Annotated in this window: 17 protein-coding genes; 2 read left to right on the forward strand and 15 right to left on the reverse strand. The window is 73.4% G+C overall.

Going from position 1 to position 17,836, the window contains the following annotated elements:
• Positions 1–16 precede the first annotated feature (16 nt).
• The 8 genes from ACZ6TB_RS40385 to ACZ6TB_RS40420 all read right to left on the reverse strand — a co-directional run bounded on the left by ACZ6TB_RS40385 (position 17) and on the right by ACZ6TB_RS40420 (position 9,742).
• The gene (locus ACZ6TB_RS40385) at positions 17–1,756 is read right to left on the reverse strand and encodes a hypothetical protein (RefSeq protein WP_465564365.1); all 1,740 of its coding nucleotides are present in this window, start codon (positions 1,754–1,756) and stop codon (positions 17–19) included.
• Complete coding sequence (locus ACZ6TB_RS40390) at positions 1,746–2,534, reverse strand: thiopeptide-type bacteriocin biosynthesis protein (RefSeq protein ID WP_465564368.1); 789 nt, start codon at positions 2,532–2,534, stop codon at positions 1,746–1,748. The genes ACZ6TB_RS40385 and ACZ6TB_RS40390 overlap by 11 nt, the downstream gene beginning before the upstream one ends.
• Positions 2,524–5,013 (reverse strand): lantibiotic dehydratase, encoded by a 2,490-nt coding sequence (locus ACZ6TB_RS40395; RefSeq protein WP_465564370.1) that lies wholly within the window; start codon positions 5,011–5,013, stop codon positions 2,524–2,526. The genes ACZ6TB_RS40390 and ACZ6TB_RS40395 overlap by 11 nt, the downstream gene beginning before the upstream one ends.
• Positions 5,003–5,716, reverse strand: a complete 714-nt coding sequence (locus ACZ6TB_RS40400) for a nitroreductase family protein (RefSeq protein WP_465564373.1) — start codon at positions 5,714–5,716, stop codon at positions 5,003–5,005. The genes ACZ6TB_RS40395 and ACZ6TB_RS40400 overlap by 11 nt, the downstream gene beginning before the upstream one ends.
• The gene (locus ACZ6TB_RS40405) at positions 5,713–7,374 is read right to left on the reverse strand and encodes a SagB family peptide dehydrogenase (RefSeq protein ID WP_465564375.1); all 1,662 of its coding nucleotides are present in this window, start codon (positions 7,372–7,374) and stop codon (positions 5,713–5,715) included. The genes ACZ6TB_RS40400 and ACZ6TB_RS40405 overlap by 4 nt, the downstream gene beginning before the upstream one ends.
• 3 nt (positions 7,375–7,377) lie before the next feature.
• Positions 7,378–8,070: a TOMM precursor leader peptide-binding protein gene (locus ACZ6TB_RS40410; protein ID WP_465564378.1), complete on the reverse strand. Its 693-nt coding sequence runs from the start codon at positions 8,068–8,070 to the stop codon at positions 7,378–7,380.
• Positions 8,048–9,247, reverse strand: a complete 1,200-nt coding sequence (locus ACZ6TB_RS40415; RefSeq protein WP_465564380.1) for a YcaO-like family protein — start codon at positions 9,245–9,247, stop codon at positions 8,048–8,050. Before ACZ6TB_RS40415 ends, ACZ6TB_RS40410 begins: the two co-directional genes overlap by 23 nt.
• A 120-nt stretch (positions 9,248–9,367) precedes the next feature.
• Positions 9,368–9,742 carry a hypothetical protein gene (locus ACZ6TB_RS40420; protein ID WP_465564382.1) on the reverse strand — a complete coding sequence of 125 codons (375 nt, stop codon included), beginning with the start codon at positions 9,740–9,742 and terminating at the stop codon, positions 9,368–9,370.
• Between the two features lie 190 nt (positions 9,743–9,932).
• Between ACZ6TB_RS40420 and ACZ6TB_RS40425 the strand changes: the two genes are divergently transcribed.
• Positions 9,933–10,493 carry a GNAT family N-acetyltransferase gene (locus ACZ6TB_RS40425; protein WP_465564385.1) on the forward strand — a complete coding sequence of 187 codons (561 nt, stop codon included), beginning with the start codon at positions 9,933–9,935 and terminating at the stop codon, positions 10,491–10,493.
• Between the two features lie 3 nt (positions 10,494–10,496).
• Here the strand turns inward: ACZ6TB_RS40425 and ACZ6TB_RS40430 are convergent, their stop codons facing one another.
• The 5 genes from ACZ6TB_RS40430 to ACZ6TB_RS40450 form a co-directional block, all read right to left on the reverse strand.
• On the reverse strand, positions 10,497–11,687 hold the full coding sequence (locus tag ACZ6TB_RS40430; protein ID WP_465564388.1) for an FAD-dependent monooxygenase: 1,191 nt from the start codon (positions 11,685–11,687) through the stop codon (positions 10,497–10,499).
• Positions 11,684–12,331, reverse strand: coding sequence for a VC0807 family protein (locus tag ACZ6TB_RS40435; RefSeq protein ID WP_465564390.1), 648 nt, complete (start codon positions 12,329–12,331; stop codon positions 11,684–11,686). Before ACZ6TB_RS40435 ends, ACZ6TB_RS40430 begins: the two co-directional genes overlap by 4 nt.
• A complete protein-coding gene (locus ACZ6TB_RS40440; RefSeq protein WP_465564392.1) occupies positions 12,328–12,921 on the reverse strand; it encodes a TetR family transcriptional regulator in 594 nt (197 codons plus the stop codon). Before ACZ6TB_RS40440 ends, ACZ6TB_RS40435 begins: the two co-directional genes overlap by 4 nt.
• A 32-nt stretch (positions 12,922–12,953) precedes the next feature.
• Positions 12,954–14,087, reverse strand: a complete 1,134-nt coding sequence (locus ACZ6TB_RS40445) for an alanine--tRNA ligase-related protein (RefSeq protein ID WP_465564395.1) — start codon at positions 14,085–14,087, stop codon at positions 12,954–12,956.
• Positions 14,088–14,302: 215 nt separating this feature from the next.
• On the reverse strand, positions 14,303–15,181 hold the full coding sequence (locus tag ACZ6TB_RS40450) for a UbiA prenyltransferase family protein (RefSeq protein ID WP_465564398.1): 879 nt from the start codon (positions 15,179–15,181) through the stop codon (positions 14,303–14,305).
• Positions 15,182–15,283: 102 nt separating this feature from the next.
• Between ACZ6TB_RS40450 and ACZ6TB_RS40455 the strand changes: the two genes are divergently transcribed.
• Positions 15,284–16,279 carry a redoxin family protein gene (locus tag ACZ6TB_RS40455; RefSeq protein WP_465564401.1) on the forward strand — a complete coding sequence of 332 codons (996 nt, stop codon included), beginning with the start codon at positions 15,284–15,286 and terminating at the stop codon, positions 16,277–16,279.
• A gap of 85 nt (positions 16,280–16,364) precedes the next feature.
• Here the strand turns inward: ACZ6TB_RS40455 and ACZ6TB_RS40460 are convergent, their stop codons facing one another.
• Positions 16,365–16,928: a VanZ family protein gene (locus ACZ6TB_RS40460; RefSeq protein ID WP_465564404.1), complete on the reverse strand. Its 564-nt coding sequence runs from the start codon at positions 16,926–16,928 to the stop codon at positions 16,365–16,367.
• Between the two features lie 51 nt (positions 16,929–16,979).
• Entirely contained in the window at positions 16,980–17,585 is a 606-nt protein-coding gene (locus tag ACZ6TB_RS40465; RefSeq protein WP_465564407.1) for a response regulator transcription factor, read from the reverse strand.
• Between the last annotated feature and the right edge of the window lie 251 nt (positions 17,586–17,836).

A 17,836-nucleotide genomic window follows, 5' to 3' on the forward strand; every position in this document is an offset into this window, starting at 1 on the left:
TCGTCGTCCGACCCTCTCATCCCAAGGTCGAACGGTCCCGGCCCCGATCGACACGGCCGCCACATTCTTTTCCGGCTGGTTCGAGCCGTCGCCGCCCCATCGCCACCAGGATCGCCCGTTCCTCCGCGGCGGCGTCCCGCGCCATCCGCAGGCCCTGCTCGGCCCGTCGCCGGGCTCCCTCGGTGTCCCCGCGCGCCGCGGCGGCGTCGGCGAGCAGGTAGGCGCACTCGCTGACGAGCCGGGCGACCCAGTCGATCCGGCCCTCGCGGGCGACGTCGATGTCGCTCAGCAACGCCGCGACCGCCGACTCGGCCGCCCGCGGATCCCCGCTCGCCAGGGCCACCACGCCACGCGCGTGCCGCCGGAGCAGGCCGGCCTTCCGGCTCGCCCAGACCACGGCCCGGGCCCGGTCCGGCTCCGCCAGCAGGTTCCTGGCATCGGTCGTCCGGCCCAGGGCCGCGTACGCCCGGGCGGCGTAACACCGGCACTCGGCGGTCGTCGCCCGGTCGCCGGATCGCGCGGCCCGCTCGGCCGCGGCCTCGAGGTGCACGACGGACTCGGCGTAGTGCCCGAGCCCGAAGAGCGACACGCCGAGCCGGGCCCGGGTCCCGGTGTCGCGCGCCTCGTCGCCCAGCGCCTCCAGCAGGGCCAGCCCGGACCGCTGGTGGGGGAGGGCGCCGGCCGGGTCGCCCTCGACGGTCAGGAACGCGGCCAGCCACAGGTGGGCGGCCACCCGGCACTGCGCGGAAGCGAGGCCGTCCGGAAGGTCGAGGATCTCCCGCAGGAGGCGCTCGTGCCACCGCTCCGGATCGTCCCGCGAACAGCCGAGCGCGGCATCGAGCCGCAGCCAGGCCTCCTCGCCGGGTTCGAGCCGGGCGGTGGCGAGCTCCTGTCCCGCCTCGGCGCCGAGGCGGGACAGACCGGCCGCGTCGCCGTCGCCGTGCAGCGCCATCATCTGGATGCGGCGAAGGAGGCGACGCCGCCGCGGGTCGGTCGTCCGCGGCAGGGCGGCCGTCACCACCTCCGGCACCAGGCCGAACCGGCGCGTGTTGAGCAACGCCATGGCCAGGTACGTCCACCCGGCCACCGGCGCGTCGCCCGCCGCGAGCGCCCGCGCCAGCACCCGGCTGCCCTCGCGGAGCGCTCCCGCCCGGCAGCAGGCCATCCCGTACGCCGCCGAGGCCGAACCCCGGGCCGGAGCGGGCTCGTCGCCGCGGCCGCAGACCCGGGTCAGCCGGCCCTCGTCGACCAGGCGGTCGCGCAGCTCCGCCCACGGCCCGGGCCGGCCGGGGCCCGCCGTCGTCAGGACCAGCGCCACGGGAACGTTGCTCAGCGCCCGGACGACGTAGGCCAGCGCCGCCAGGCAATCGTCGTCGGCCCGGTCGACGGCCTCCAGGACGGCGACCACCGGGCGGGGCGCCGGGTCGGCGAGCCACCGGTGGATCGCACGGTAGGCGCCCGCCGGGCCGGGCAGGATCGGACTGTCCGGGTCGTCCGGGCGGCCCGGACCGTGCCGGAGCCGGCGCGCGAGCGAAGCACCCGACGGATCGGCGCCGGCCAGCCGCACCCAGAGGCGGAACGGCGTCTCCTCGTCCGGTTCGGCGGCCGGCTCCAGCCAGCGGACGCCGGTCTCCCGCGCGGCGGGACGCCACGCCGGCAGCTCGCGCGCGGCATCGCCCTCCAGCGCGACGACGATCGGTTCGCCGGCCGCCAGCGCCGCCGAGACCGCCGGCCAGCCGAGCACGTCAGGCGCCATGTCCGTCGATCCGCCGCAGCAGGCCGGCCACCAGGACCTCGTCCCTCGGGCTCATCCCGAGCCGGTTGTTCGTCGTGTGCGCCAGGTTGCACAGGATGTCGGCGCGCGATGCCGTGAGCCGCCCGTCCCGGGCCAGGGCGTCGAGCTCGGCGACGTGGTCGCGCAGATCGGCCCGCCACCGATCGAGCTCGGGCCCGAACAGGTTCGGCGCGGCCATCTGATCGGCGAGCATCGCGACCAGCCTCGGGCTCGGCTCGGTCCCGGTCGTCCCACCGACGAGGCGGTCCCAGTAGCGGGCGTACGCGTCGAGCAGCGTCGCCCGGTCGGACGCGCGCAGCCCGGCGGTGGCGAGGAGCGACTCGAAGGCCAGGACCGCCGCGATCATCCGGAGGTGCGGACGCCCGGCGGTCCGTCCCAGGCACGCCGCCGCGAACCGGCTCGACGAGCAGAACGCCCGCTCGCAGACGTCCAGCCCGCGACGCCCGCCGTACTTGTCCGTCTCCGGCTCGTAGGTGGCGTCCTCGACCCGGACGACGCTCCCGTCGTCCTCCCCGATCCGCAGGGCGGCGCGCACGTCGGCCGCGCCGGCCGCGCCCGTGAGCCGGACGCGATGGCGGAGATGAAAGCCGCCCTCGCCGTACCGGAGGAAGAAGAAGCGGTCGATCCAGCCTCGGGCCAGCAGCGCGTCGGACGCCGGCCCGACGTGGCGCACCACGACGTCGTCCGCAGTCTCCGGGCGTACAAACAGCCTCCGGTAGAGCCAGTGGTCATCGGCCATGGCCGGGCTCCCCGCGGACCTGGATCAGCAGCTCGGACACGTGTCGCCGGCCGCCGACGCCGAGGACGGCGTGCTCGGGCAGCGGCAGCAGCTCCTCGACCAGCAGCCAGCCCTCCCCGCCGGCCGGCAGCCGATGCAGCGCGGCGAGGGCCAGGGGATCGGCCCAGTCGAGGTACTGCCGGGGTTCGTACGCCTCCGGGCCCGTCCCGCCGGCCGGCAGGCGCCGGACGAAGGCCCGCTCCGGAAGCCCGTTGTCCCGGCGCCACGTGGACAACCGGCGGAAGTGCGCGGCATCGGACTCGCGTGGGCCCGGCGCCGGCACCTCGGCCAGGGGGAGGGCCCAGCGCGCTCGCGCCAGCACCAGCCGGCCCACCTCGACGCGCGGGCGGAAGCGTCGCAGCGGGCGGCGGCGGAACGCGTCCGACCGGTCGAGGACCCCGTAGACGTCGGCACGCTCGGAGACGGTGTCCTCGGCGATCCGCGGCGACAGGGCGCGGATCAGCAGCAGCTCGCCGGGCAGGTTGAGGTCACGCAGGAACCCCAGGTGGACCGGCTCGACGGCGCGCCCGAGCCGGGCCGACGCGACCGTCAGGCGGCCGGTCGCGCGGTCGAGACGCACGACCAGATCGGACAGCGGAATGGTCTTCTCCGGATCGGGGCCGGCCTCTCCCGGGGTCTCGAGGGTCCATCGCGTCAGCCGCGGGTGCAGCTGGAAGTTGAGGCCCAGCACCGGCATGATCTCCACCGGTTCCGGGCCGGCCGGCGCGGCGAACGTCCGCCGGGCCTCGGCCAGCGCCGACGCGGTCACCGGGTCCGGCGCCCCGAGGTACCGCGAGACGTACTTGTGCCGGCCGCTCTGGATGTCGTTCAGCACCACCCGGTAGTCGCCGGCCGCCGCCGCTCGCCGATCCCGGGCGGAGATCTGGACGAAGACGGCGAACGCCAGCGGACCGTCCGGTGGTGGCAGCGTCGCGAAGAGCGCGGCGTCGAGGGCCACCCGGCCGCCGTCGCCGTCCCCGATCGCCCGGCCCACCGGCGAGTCGATCCAGGCAATCGGGTCGTCGACGATGCCGAGGCCGGCCATCAGGCGCGCGTCCCGCCGCAGGTCGGTCAGGAACGCGGGAACGTCGGTGCAGACACCCTCCGGGCCGAAGCGCCGCAGAAACGCGTCGCGCACCCACCGGTGCGGGCGATCGGACAGGCTCGCGGCGGCCAGCGTCAACGCGGGCCGGAGGTCCTCCAGGAGCTGGTCGAGGCCGACTCCCAGCGCCTCGCCGGTGATCCCGTGCAGGGTCCGGTCGACGTAGATCGGCGTCGTGCCGGCCGGGCTCTCCAGGAGGCGGTGCAGCTTCTCGACCCGTTCGGCGCGCTGCCCGGAGGCGATCTGGCCGGCCATCTCCCGTACCCGCCGGGCGAGGTGGGGATCGCCGAGGCGCGCCCATTGATCGGCCAGCTCCTCCAGGCCGGCCCGGTCGGCGGCGAAGTGCGGGAGGTCCCGGGTGATCAGCCCGATCGCCACCATCGAATCGACGAGCCGTCGCCAGGTGTCGCGCTCGCCGGCGGTCGCCGACAGCAGCTCGCCGACCTGATCGGTCGACCGGCCCTCGGCGACGGTCAGCACCTGTTCGACGAACGAGCCGCGGGGCGCGGTCCGCACGTCTCCGCCCGGCGGGAACGGCACGAAGATCAGCGCGTCCTCGGTGGTCTTCCGCAGCGGCGCGACCCGCAGGGGGAGGTTCCGCGCCGCGGTGTCGTCCAGGTGTCGCAGCATCCACTGCCGGAGTGCTCCGACGTTGACCTGGGTGAAGTCCTGCCGGCGCACGGGCGCTTCGCCAGCCGGCGGGAGCTGCGGTTGCGCCGGAAGGACCACGTGGGACACGGTGGCGAACCCGCCGAAAGGCGCCGTGCGGGTGGCCGAGCGGTAGAGATACCGGGCGAGCGCCGCCTCCTGCCGCCGTTGCCGCGCGTCGGCCGGTGGGGTGTCCGGGGCTTCTTCGATCCATCGTGATGCCCGGTAGAGGTCGCCGCTCGACAGCAGGACCTCGCTCCTCCAGCCGGTGCCGGCCACGCGACGGCGCAGGGCCGCGCCGATCGCCCGCCGCTCGTCGGCATAGGTCGCCTCATAGGCGTCGGCCAGGGCGCCGGCCTCGGTCTCGGCGGCCACGACGAGCTCCAGCCCGTCGCGAACCCGGGACGGAAGCCGGTGCTTGCCGACGAGGGCGGCGATCGGCTGCCCGTTGTGCATCCGGCGCTTGAGTGCGAGCAGCAGGCGGCGCTCGGGCACGTCCGCGCATCCGCCGATCGCCGCGAAGAGATCCGGCACGTGCCCGGCGCAGAGCGCGGCCCGGCGGCTCTCCGCCTCGTCCAGCCTCGTCGCCGCTTCCGCGCTGCGGGTCAGCCGGAGCCCGGACAGCACCTCGGCGGGCAGCCCCGCCACGCGGAGGACCGCCCACGGCTCGATGTGCCATTCACCGGTCATGTGCCCGCCGCGCGCCGACCACGAACGAGAACATCGCGGTGTGGTGGTAGCCGTCCAGCCCGAGAAGCTCGTCGGCGCGCGCGGGGGCGAACCCGCCCGACGCCGTGTAGGTCAGCTCCAGCGCCTCGGCCGCCAGGTAGAGGCGATCAGTGAGATATCCGGCCTGCAACGCCGCACCCCGGTACCCGCGGTCGCCGAACCGGTGCAGCCACCGGGCCATCGGCACGGCGACGAGCAGGATCACCGCGCCGTCGCCGTGGTCCCGCTGCAGCAGCAACCGGTCGCGCACCGCTTCCCGCTCCACGTCCCTCACCGGCAGAAGCAGGTGGCCGGCCGGGACGTGCCGGTACACGGCCGGCGGAAGGTTCGCCACGTCCAGAACGAGCGCGAAGACGATCGGGGCCAGGCCGGGATGCGGAAGGAGGGCCTCGGGCAGCGGAGCCGCGGTCGACGCCAGCAGGGTGCTCAGGTCGGCGTCGCCGAGCGGGCCGGGGCGCGGTCCGCGGCTCCGCCGGCGAACGATGACGTCGGTCAAGGCTCCGTCCGGGTCCGGCAACTCGCGCGGGCGCGGCAGTGGACAGGGGCGTCCGCGGTCGCCCGGCAGCGGTGGAGCCGGCTGCGCCGGCACGGCCTCCGGGGTGGCCCGGGTGGCGGCCACCATGCGCGCGGCGAGACCGGCCGGCCACGGCGGGTCGTGCGTCATGGACGGCTCCCGGCCCGGCCCAGGGCGACGACCACGGCCGGCGCGAGGCCGACGCCGTCGACCTCGAGAACCCCGGCCAGCCGTTCGTCGTCGAACTCCCACATCATCCGCAGGGGCAGGCCGATCCGGGCCGCGAGCGCTTCCAGCCGGTGGGCGACGAGCCCGGCGTCGAGCAGGCTGTAGAGGTATCCCCGGTCCGCGTACTTCGCCCGGAGGCGGCCGACGGCGCCGACCAGCACGACGAACACCCCCGCGTCGCCCGCGTCCGGCAGACAGCCGGCCAGCGCTCCGGCGCGGTCATCGCTTCGCAGCACCTCCAGCGAGTGGCCGACGATCAGGTAGTGGTAGAGGCCCGGCTGCTTTGCGGCGACGACGTAGATCTCGGTCGAGCCCAGGTTTCCGCCCGACGCGATGTGGCGTGTCAGGTGATGTCCGCCGTCGCCGGTGGGTGTGCTCCGGCCGCCGACGCTGTAGTGCAGCAGGTACGACAACGCCCGGAGATCCGGCTCCGCCGCCGGCCCGCCGGCCGGGTCCGGCAGCGGCAGCCGGGCGGCCCAGGAATGGCCGAGGTACGCGCCGCGGGTCAGCCGCCGCACGCCCGCGCTCAGGTGATGCTGCATGCCCGCCGGCTGCCGGAGGTGCCACGGCTGCACGGCCACGTTGCGGTGGTAGAGCAGCGTCATGTTCTCGCGCGTGCCGCCGGGCAGGGTGACGGTCGGCGGCGCGGCGTCGTCGCCGCACAGGTCGCACGACGGCAGCCGGAGCACCTCCTGCTTGACCGCCTCGCCCCGCCCGGGCGACCAGGTCTCGACGCCGCCGACGACCGGTGACGGGATCAGCCCGGTCAGGTGCCCCACGACGTGCTGCGCGGCCCGGCTCACGAGGGCGACGGCCCAGAGCCGGCGGACCTCGGGCGGCGCCCCGGTGTGGCTCTCCGCGGGCGGCAGCTGGCCCCGGGCACACCGCGGGCACGCCGACTCCCGGGGATAGGTCAGCGGTCCGAGCGAGAGGGCGACCGGGTCGACGCACAGCAGCGCCACGCCGGCGTCCCGGCATTCCCGCGCCGTCGCGTCCGGGCCGGGTCCGCCGCCGATGTGCACGACGAGGTCGCCCCCGCCGGCGGCCAGGCCGACACCGGCGGCGTCGAGCTGACCGGCCAGCAGCGACGTCCATTCCGGGTCGCCCACGACGCTCACGCGCGCCCGTTGCAACGCCCGCTGCGCCTCGTAGCGATTGCGGCAGTACCCGGTGACCCGGAGATAGCGGCTGAAGAACTCCAGCTGCGGGCCGAACCGCCGATCGGCCTCGGCCCGCCAGTCCGGCGTGGACGGGTCCTCGCCGTCCTCCAGCAGGCCGTGCATGTGCATCAGGGACAGGACGTCCCGCACCGAGCTCCCGGCCACGCCGGGCAGCTCGGCGATCAGGCCGGCCGGCGTCCTCGTGCCGTCCAGCAGCGGCACGAGATGGCGCAGGATCCATCCCGCCGACTCGCCGCCGAGCGTCAGTCCCTCGGCGCCGAGCAGATGAAAGCCGCCGCCGACCGGGATGGCCACGAGATCGCGGACGAACCGGGGGCGCCGGGGCAGCCGCATCTCCCAGATCTGCCCCGTCCGCAACCCCAGGCCCTCGGCGTCGTAGCGCTCCACGTCCCGGCGCATCCGCTAGCCTTCCCGCCCGGCGGCCGACCGGGTCCGCGCCGGGAAGCGGCCGGCCACGAAACGTCCCAGCGCCGCCGCGCCGGCCGCGCGGGTTTCCTCGGTCACGCAGCGCGGACAGGTGCCGACGCCGGCGAACTGATGAGCGCGCAGGCCCCCGTAGACGGCGTCGCCCTGCCAGTACCGTCCCCGGTTTGCCGGCGGGAACGGGTAGCGGCCCGTCGCCACCGACAGCACCTCGGCCGCCAGCAGCGCCGCGATCTGTTCGCGCAGCGCCGGGAGCGCCCCGGCGAACCAGGGGCCGGCGCCGGTCGTGGCGCCGTGGTGGTCGATCGCGTCGTGCACGGCGATGTCGGGCGCCTGGGAGCGGACGCGCCGGCGCCAGCAGTCGTGGCAGGGAGTGCGTCCGGGCACGATCGCCGGACCGACGCGGAACCGTTGCGCCAGCAGCAGGGCCGACGTCCACGGCGTGCCGCTTCGCCAGGACGCCTCGTCGATCGCGGCCTCGAACGCCGGTAGCGGGCGCTCGCCGACCAGCGCGACGGTGGCGAAGCGCGCCGGATCGTCGAATGCCGGTTCGGGCCGGGGCATCGCCGTCACGGCCACGCCGTCCGACAGGAGCGCCACGACGCGATCGGCGAGCGGGCCGGCGCCGATCACCAGCACGCCGGGCCGGTCAGGCGAAGGGGATCGGGTCATCGGTGACCATCGCCTCGGTTCGTGCCCCGTGGCCCATCGCCTCGGGCGCCGTGTAGAGCCTCCGGTGGGCCAGGTACCGGATGCTGTGGCAGAAGCTGATCCGCATCAGCTCGGGCACGATGACCCGCACCACGACCAGGCCCACCTCGCGGACCTCGGGCTGGGTCACGTCGACGACGAACACCTCGGCGTCCCGGTCGGCGAGAGCCGTGACGATCGCCTCGAGGGGACGCTCGTCGCCGACCGGCGCCGGGAGCGCCGGCCGGGTGCGATTGTCGTCGGTGGCGAAGGAGAACCGTCCCGGTCCCTCCTCGTCCGCGTAGAGCAGCCCGAACGCCATCGGCGGATGCGGCGCGCCGGCCCGGAGGGCGGCCCGGTCGACCGGCCCGCGGGACCAGGCCAGCGCCACCCGGAGACTGGCCGCCTCCTCGACGACGCGGACGGCGGCGGCGGTCCCGGTCGGCCGGCACGCGGCGATGGTGACGAGGCGTGGCGTGCCCGACTCCGACGTCTGCACCAGCCCGACCACCGGAACGCCGAGATCGCTCGTCAGGTCCAGGAGATGGGTCCGGATCCCCACCCGGCGGGCCCGATCCAGCAGGTCGGCCAGGACGGGATCCGGCGGGGCGCCGAGCTCGATCCGGGGCAGCGGCAGCTGATGCAGCCACCAGAGCGCCAGGCTGTCGCGTTCGATCACCTCGCACAGGGCGGACAGGATGGCGCCCTCGTAGCTCGACCCGGTGGCGAACCCCGTCGACTCGGGGAAGACCAGGTGAGCGGTGAGCGGCTCGGGCAGGCCGAGATAGGCGGCGGTCAGCGGAATCCATGCCTCCTCGCCGCGGGTGAGGGAGAAGCCGCGGACCCACCGCTCCTCGGCGCCGGGGTCGGGCGCCCGCAGCCGGTGCGCCGGGTCGGCCCGCCGTCGCTCGCGGGCCGAGCATTGCGGCAGCCGCCGTGGGTCGAGGGCTCGGTCGCCCAGCTCGGCCGCGGTCGCCACGCGAACGCCGGAGACGGGGTACATCGTCGAGCAATATCGCTCCACGCCCTCGCAGCACGCCCGGATCCGGGCCGTGGTCTCGTCCCACGAGGTGCCGTATCCGGCCAGATCCGCGTCGGCGCTCACCGGTCCGGGGTGAAGCGCCGCGACGCGGCCGACGGCGGCCGAGAAGCCATGCATGTGGCCTTCGTATCCGGCCGGAAAGGTAAGTGGTTCGAGCCCGCTCAACAGACCGCACTCGGGGTCCATAATCGGGGCGAGCCGTTCGAGCAAATCGCGGTTGCTCATCCGTTCCATCCGTCAACTGACGGACGGCTTGACCTGAAGGACCTCGTGGTTGTTCGCCTGTGCGATCAGCGCATCCGCGGCGCCGTCGTCGCCCATTACCTCGACCGCCCGGCGGTGCAGGATGACGAACGCCTGCGCCAGCTCGGGGTCGGACTCGGCCACTTCCTGCGCGACGCAGTACGACGACGCGCTCGACAGCGTGGCCACGCAGCAGAACGACGACCAGGTGGAGGCCGCCGCCTCGAGCGGTCCCTCGTCCCGCGAACGCGCCTTCTCGACGGTCAGGTTGAGGCTGCGCATGCCGTCGCTGACGTCCTGGCCCTGCCGGAGCTGAGCGATTTCCGCTTCCAGCTCGGCAATGCGCGATTCCACCGATTCATCGGCCACGACTATCCCCCTCCGCCGGGTAGAGAATGGAGCGTAACGCCGTGGCAACATCGCCGGCAATCGCTCGTTCGATGCCTCTGCCGTGCTGAACGGACATGTTATGGCGGCCATCGAACAGCAATTTAGGTGTATTTTTTGCCAGTTATGCGGCGGCCGATATTGTCGATCATCGCAACGTGGAGGAGGGGCGATGGACTACACGATCGCGGCGCTGGGCCCGGACACCTGGGACGCCTACGCCCGGCTCATGGAGCGCCACAACGGCGTCTTCGGCGGGTGCTGGTGCACCTACTTCCACACCCTGCACGAGGAGAAGACCTTCAGCGCCGAGGCCAATCGGGAGCTGAAGCGGCGGCTGGTGGGGGAGGGGCGGGCCCACGCGGCGCTGGTGTTCGACGGGGACGAGGCGGTCGCCTGGTGCCAGTACGGGTCGCCGGCCGAGCTGCCCAACATCTATCACCGCAAGCAGTACGACGCCGAGGCCGACCTCGTGCCCGACTACCGGATCACGTGCATGTTCGTGGACAAGAAGTACCGGCGGAAGGGCGTGCTGGCGGTCGCCCTCGGCGGGGCCCTCGACCTGATCGCGCGGGCCGGCGGGGGCACGGTCGAGGGCTATCCGCACGACAACGACGGCAAGAAGGTGTCGGTGCTCTACACGGGCACCCGGAGTCTCTTCGAGCGGGCCGGGTTCGCGTACGTGCGCCCGAAAGGAACGAAGAACTGCGTGATGCGCATCGAGGTCGGCTGAGGACTAGGCCGCGAAACCGTCGGGGCGGACGGTGACACCGCCGACCGTGTGATGGCGGCCGTCGTGCAGCAGGGAGAAGTCGAGGCCGGGGATGCGGTTGCCGTGGTCGAGGCCGGCCACCCGCATGGCGAGCGCCCGGGTGTCGACCAGCGAGGTGAAGACCTCGCGCAGGGCGGCGACGTCCTCGTCCGGCACCAGCAGGACGCCCTGGGCGCGGGTGGACTCCAGCACCCGGGCGGCGACCGGATGCCGCTCGAGATGGTAGGTGTCCAGCAGCGAGTCGCCGGCGCCGCGGAGCACGGACGCCAGCTTCCAGCCGAGGTTGAAGGCGTCCTGCAGGCCGAGGTTCAGGCCCTGCCCGCCGGCCGGTGAGTGCACGTGGGCGGCGTCGCCGGCCAGGAAGACGCGACCGGTCCGGTACCGCGCGGCCTGCCGGGTCGTGTCGGTGAACCGGCTCGCCCAACGGACCGTGTCCAGGGTCAGGCCGTCGCGGGACAGGGCATCGGCGATCTCGGCGTCGGGAATCGGGTCGTCCCGGCCCGCGGCCATCTGCACCGGGCCGGCGGCCAGCACCCGGAACACGCCGTCGCCCAGCGGCAGCACGGTGAGCAGGCCGTCTCCCTCGGGCGCGGGCAGCTCCCAGCCGGCCGGTCCCTCGCCGTGCAGGGTGACGTCGGCGACCAGGGCGCAGACCCGCGCGTCCCGGCCCGGGAACGGCACCCCGAGCCCGGTGCGGACGACGCTGCGGGCGCCGTCGCAGCCGACCAGATACCGGGCGCGCAGGCCGTCGACCGTCACCTCGCCGGCCGACTGGGCGAACGACGTGACCGGAACGCCGTACCGGATCTCGGCGCCGAGCGAGCGCGCCCAGTCGGCCAGGCGTTCCTCGACCCGCGCCTGCGGAATCCCGATCTGGTACGGGTACGGCGTCGGCAGCTCCGAGTAGTCCAGCGGGATGCCGGCGAAATGCCCGCGCGGCAGCAGCGCCGGCGCCACCCGCAGCAGGTCGTCGAGCAGTCCCCGGGAGGCCAGCACCTCGGCCGAGCGGGGCTGGAGGTTGAGCGCCCGGGACTGGCCGGTGCGGGCCGCGAGCCGCTCGAGGACGACCACCCGGGCGCCGCCGAGGGCCAGCTCGCCGGCCAGCATCAGGCCGGTCGGGCCGGCCCCGGCGACGATGACGTCGGGGTCGCTCATGCGCGCAGGTCCCACTTCTTGGTGTAGTAGAGGTGGAACGCGAGGGCCGGCACCAGGATCACCGGCCACGAGACGTTCAGGACGCCGGTGGCGAGATCGATCGGCAGCGCGTACGCGGCGACGACGGTGACCACGACGTTGAGCAGTCCCGCGCACCCCCAGACGAACGTGAGCACCCGCACGCCGTGCCGGAACCCCGGGTCGGTGTCCCACCGGCCGGCCCACGCGCGAAGGCCCTCGGGACCGACCTTGGCCAGCACGAACGTCCGGTACAGCGAGAGCAGCGCCGGCCGGCCGACGAAGACTGACGCGAGCAGCCACACCGCGATCAGGCCGCCGAACAGGCCGCCCCACGCGTCGCGGATCAGCATCGTGCGCGCGTCCCCGGTCATCGCGGAGATGCCGAGGCTGAGCGCCACGATCGACAGAACGAAAAGGGCGAGGAAGTCGACCGTACGGCTGCGGATGAGCCGGACCACGACGGCGGCCGCCGGCACGACGCCGGAGAGCAGCAGCGCCCACCATTGGTCGACGCCGGCGGCTCTCAGCCCGTAGTAGACGGCGATCGGCAGCCCGAAGTCGACGATCAGCGGCCGGAGCATCGAGGCGCGGCTCGGGGTCCGGGCGGGAGCGGTCACGGTCACGACGGGTCCTTCCCGGTGGCACGGGCGAAGATCGAAACCAGTTCGGCGGCGTACGCGTGCGGGTCGAGCTCGGGCGCCGAGGCGGCCGCGTCGATGGCCGCCCGCAGCGTCACCGCCATGACGACCGGGTCGAACGCGCGGAAGTCGCCCGCCGCCTGGCCGTCGCGGAACTCGGCGGCCAGGCGCGACACCGGGTCGTCGACGTCCTGCGTGCGGACCAGCGGAGCGCCGTCCTCGGTGCGGGCGTTCTGCGCGATCTCGATGACCGCCCGGATCGCGGTCGGGTGCTCGGCGATGAACTCGAGGTTGGACTCGATGTAGGCGGCCAGCCGCTCCGGGCGGGTGGTGGCCGCCCGCAGCCGCTTGCCCATGTGCTCGGCCGCCTCCGACAGCACGGCGGCGACGACGGCCCGGACCAGCTCGGCTTTGTCGTCGAAGTGGTACGAGATCAGGCGGGTGCTGCTGATCCCGGCGCGCTTGGCGATCCGGGCGAACGAGGCGTGCCCGTACCCGAGCTCGGCGATCGTGTCGATCGCGGCGGTGACGATCTGCGCCCGGCGGGCCAGCGTCACCGTATCGTTTACTCGCATGAGTAAAGTTTTACTCGCCTGAGTAAAAGCCGTCAACCCGGAATCTGGTCGACCAGGTCGCGGGGCAGCCCGTGGGTGTCGTGCAGGAAGCGGTAGTCCTCCTCGGTCAGCGGCCCGCGCTCGCGCCGCCGCGACACCACGGGACGGCCCCGCCGCAGCAGCTCGCGGAAGGTCTTCTCCTCGGTGCGGAGCACATCGCGTACGGGCGAGGGAAGGGTTTGAAGGTGAAAGTGGTCGATGGTGTGCTCGATCGGCGTCGGCGGGAGGTCGCCCAGGGTGCGGGTCGGATCGGTGCGCCACAGGGTGGTCAGGACGCGGCGGATCAGGCGCCGCAGCACGTAGCCCTGGCGGGTGTTGGACGGGCGGACGCCGTCGCCGATCACCACGATGCCCGAGCGCAGGTGGTCGACGACGCGGCGCCGGTCGGGCTCGTCCAGTTCCCAGAGGTTCGTCCACGGTTCGAAGACGTCGGTCTCGAACACCGACCGCTTTCCCTGCAGAACCGTGAGCAGCCGCTCCAGCCCCATCCCGGTGTCGATGTTCTCCGGCTCGACCGGAATCAGGGTGCCGTCGCCGAGGCGCCGGTAGCGCATCATCACGTGGTTCCACACCTCGGTCCACCGGTCGTCGGTGGTCGGGGTGCCGCCGGGCGGCCCGTCGCCGGTCCACACGAAGATCTCCGAGTCCGGGCCGCAGGGTCCGGTCGGCCCGTTCGACCACCAGTTGTCGTCGGTGGTGATCTCGACCGGGACGCCGAGCTCCCGCCACGTCCGCTCCGACTCCCGGTCCCCGTCGAAGACGGTGACGTGCAGGCGGTCCCGCTCGATGCCGAAGCCGTCGCGCAGCAGTTCGTAGCCCCAGGTCAGGCTCTGCGTGCCGGGATAGTCGCCGAGCGACCACGAGCCGAGCATCTCGAAGACGGTGAGGTGGGTGTCGTCGCCGACCTCGTCGAGGTCGGTGGTGCGCAGACATCGCTGCACGTCGACCAGGCGGCGGCCGCGGGGGTGGGGCTTTCCCTGGAGGTACGGGGTGAGCGGGTGCATGCCCGAGGTGGTGAACAGGACCGGGTCCCCGGACGGGGGCACGAGCGAGTGGCCGGGAATCTCGACGTGGCCGCGATCGGAGTAGAAGTCGACGAAGGTGCGAACGGTGTCGTCGATGGACATGGCAGTGGACCTTTCGGGTCGGAAGCGACCGGAAAGGGGCCTGGGACGGAAATCGGCCGGCAGGCCCGTTCCCGGTCCGCCGGCGGATGAATGAAGTCAGGCAGCGGCGACCGTCGAGCCGGTAGCTCGCGCGGTCGCGGTGGTGGTCCGCATGCTGACGTCCATGGACCCATGGTAGGCGGCACGAGCCGGGGAGCCCACCGAGTTTCCGGGCGTCACGACCCGATGTAGGCCAGGGCGAAACCGATCGTCGGGATGCCGAACAGGACGGAGACGGCCGCCATCCGGGTGATCGTCGGGCGGCGGGTCAGCAGCGCGTAGCCGGCCAGCAGCACGGGGACGGTGAGGAGCTGCGGTACGAGCGTCGAGCGGGGGACCAGCAGGCCGAGCGCGGCGCACAGCACCGAGAACGCCAGGGCCGACGACCAGAGGGCGACACCGAGCCGGTAGGCCGGGCGGGCGCCGAAGCGTACGGCGAACGTGGTGTCTCCCGCTCCCTCGTCGGCGGTCAGGTCGGTCACCGTGGTCGGCACGTAGAGGGCGGCGGCGAACAGGACGCCGATGACCGCGAACGGCCAGGGGAACTCCCAGGGGGCGCGGGTGATCGACCAGCCGGCGGCGGGGGAGACCAGGCCCACCACCAGGGCGTTGACGGCGACGTCCCAGCCGGGGCGGGTCTTCAGGCGCAGCGGCGGCACGCTGTAGGCCCAGCCCAGCGCCAGGACGCCGGCCACGCCCAGCACGAACAGGGGGCCGACCAGCAGGGCCGTGCCGAGCGAGGCGAGCGCGAGGTACGCGTACCACCGGCGCAGGCGCGCGGCCGTGACCGCGCCGGTGACCAGGGGCGCGGTGGCCTTGCGCGGGTTGGCCCGGTCGCTGGGCAGGTCGTGCAGATCGTTCTGGGCCAGGACCGCGCCCCAGATGAGCGGGCCCAGCACCAGCAGGGCCACGACCGAGCGGAACGGGTCGGCGGGGAACCAGGACCGGCCGGCGAGGACGGTGCCGAGGTAGGCCGGCACCCAGGAGACGGGCCAGAACCACGGGCGGGACACGGCGACGAGCAGGGCCGCGGGACGTTGTGCCAGCGTCGTCATGCCCGCATCCTCGCCCGGCGGGGCTGTGCCGGGGCTGAGACCGCGGGCACGCCAGGGTCAATCACGGGTGCGATGCGCGGCCCGGGCCGGGAAGGTGGAGGCATGACAGCGCATTGGCCCATGCCGGCCCGGCGGCACCGGGCATCCGACCGCCTCCCGGTCGAGGGGCACCTGCCGAAGTTCGACGGCGCCACCACGTGGCTCAACTCGTCGCCGCTCGCACCGGACGACCTGCGCGGGAAGGTGGTCCTGGTCAACTTCTGGACCTACACCTGCGTGAACTGGCTGCGGCAGCTCCCGTACCTGCGGGCGTGGTCGCGCAAGTACGCCGCCGAGGGCCTGGTCGTCGTCGGCGTGCACACCCCCGAGTTCCCGTTCGAGCACGATTCCGGCAACGTGCGCCGGGAGGCCGCGGCGCGCGGCGTGGACTGGCCGGTCCCGCTCGACAACGACTATGCGATCTGGACGGCGTTCGCCAACCACTACTGGCCCGCCCTCTACGCCGCCGACACCGAGGGCCGGATCCGGTACCACCACTTCGGCGAGGGCGAGTACGGCATGACCGAGATGGTGATCCAGGAGCTGCTCGGCTCGCCCGCGCGCGACCTGGTGACCGTCGCCCCGGCCGGCGCCGAGGTCGCCGCCGACTGGAACACGCTGCGGTCGCCGGAGAACTACGCGGGCTACGCGCGGGGCGAGCGCTTGGCGTCGCCCGAGGGCGTGGAGTACGACAAGCCCGGCCTCTACAGCGTCCCCGACCGGCTCGGCCTGAACGCGTGGGCGCTCAACGGCGACTGGACGGTCGGCGAGCAGGCCACCACGCTGAACACGGCGGCGGGCAGCGTGGCGTACCGTTTCCACGCCCGCGACCTCAACGCGGTGATGGGCGCGGCCACCCCGGTCCGCTTCCGCGTCCAGCTCGACGGCGCGGCCCCGGGCGAGGCGGCCGGCGCGGACCTCGACGCCGAGGGCTACGGCACGGTCGGCGACCGCCGGCTCTACCAGCTGCTGCGCCACCCGGGCCGGGTCGCCGACCGCACCGCCGAGATCACGTTCCTCACGCCGGGAGCCGAGCTCTACAGCTTCACCTTCGGCTGAGGCGGACGTGCTCGACCAGCTCATCGGCGGCTGGCTGTCCGAGCGGATCACCGCTGGCCGCAGACTTTGCTTCGGTCCTGGGGGTCTAGCCCGGGAGGCGTTCGAGGTCCGGGTGCAGCTCGGCCCGTTCGATCAAGGCCCGGAAATTGTCTGACCGTAATAGTTTGGTCAAAGCGAGATAACCGAGGTAAACCCCGAGCACATTGGAGATCAGGTCATTCGCCTCGGCCCAGCGGTTGTCGTGCATGGTCAGAATCAGCACGGACTGGGTGATTTCGATGCTTGCGCTCAGTAACAGGCCGAGACGGATTACCCGGGCCTTGTCGCGGATGCCGAAAAGCACGTGCAGCACGCCGGCGAAGGGCAGCGTCATCACGACATTGAGCACGAAATCGCTGGGGCGGACGTCGTACAGGGGAATGGGGTTGATCCGGAAAAGCTGGGGCGCGGACCCGGGCGACAGATGCATCGGCAGGAACGTCGCGCCGAGGACGGCGACCGCGTACCAGCCGGCGAGCCAGCAGGCCGTGAGCCGGACGGGGGTCAGCAGGCCGCGGCGGCGCAGGAGAAACCAGGAAACGACCATGAGGAGTACGCCCAGCGGCAGCAGGATCGGCAGCGCGGGCACGACGACCGGATCGTCTCGCATCCCGGCCAACGGTACGTCGGCCGCTCGCCACCCGGGTGCCCAGGACAGGCCCTAGTGCAGCCAGCCATCCTTGCGGGCGATGCGGATCGCGTCGAGGCGGTTGCGGGCGCCGGTCTTCGAGATGATCGCCGACAGGTAGTTCCGGACCGTGCCGCCGGAGAGGTAGAGCCGGTTCGCGATGTCCTTCACCGACTCGCCCTCGGCCGCCAGCCCCAGCACCTCCAGCTCGCGGGTGCTCAGCGAGCGCTCGGCGTTGAGCGAGGCGGCCTGCAGCATCGGCGAGACGATCCGCTCGCCGTTGGCCAGCCGGCGCACCGAGTCGGCGAGCAGCGTCTCGGAGGCGCCCTTGACCAGGAAGTTTAGGCCGTTGGCCCGGCGCCGGGGCGGGAGCATGCCGCGCTTGGCCGGGTCGGAGAGCACGAGCATGGCGCAGGACGGGATGGCGGCGTGCAGGTCGGCGGCGAACGGCAGCAGCTGGCTCACCATGTACTCGGTGTCGAAGACGATGACGCCGGGCCAGAGCTGGGCGGCCCGCTCGACCAGGTCGCCGGCGAGCGGCAGGGTCGCGACGTAGTGCATGCCGGGCTGAGACTCGATGAGGGCGCGCACCGGGACCCCGAAATATCCTTCGTCCCGCACCACCAGAACCCGGATCATGACACCACCCCTCTCTACCGCCCACGTGTGCTTCGGAGCCGGGGCGAGCCCGGATGGGTACGCCGTTGTTCCTGCTCAGCAGAGATTTGTGCGGATCAATTGTCGACGCCGCCGCACCTGCTCAACTTACCGTTCGGAAGCAAGCCCGACACGATCGATAGCCGATCGACCGAGGCAGATTTAGCGGATCTTCGCGTCGCCCAGCCGAAATGGCATCGAATTCGACGCGGAACAGTGTTTCGGCGATTGCC

It is taken from the genome of Actinoplanes sp. NPDC051537 (genome assembly GCF_055586105.1).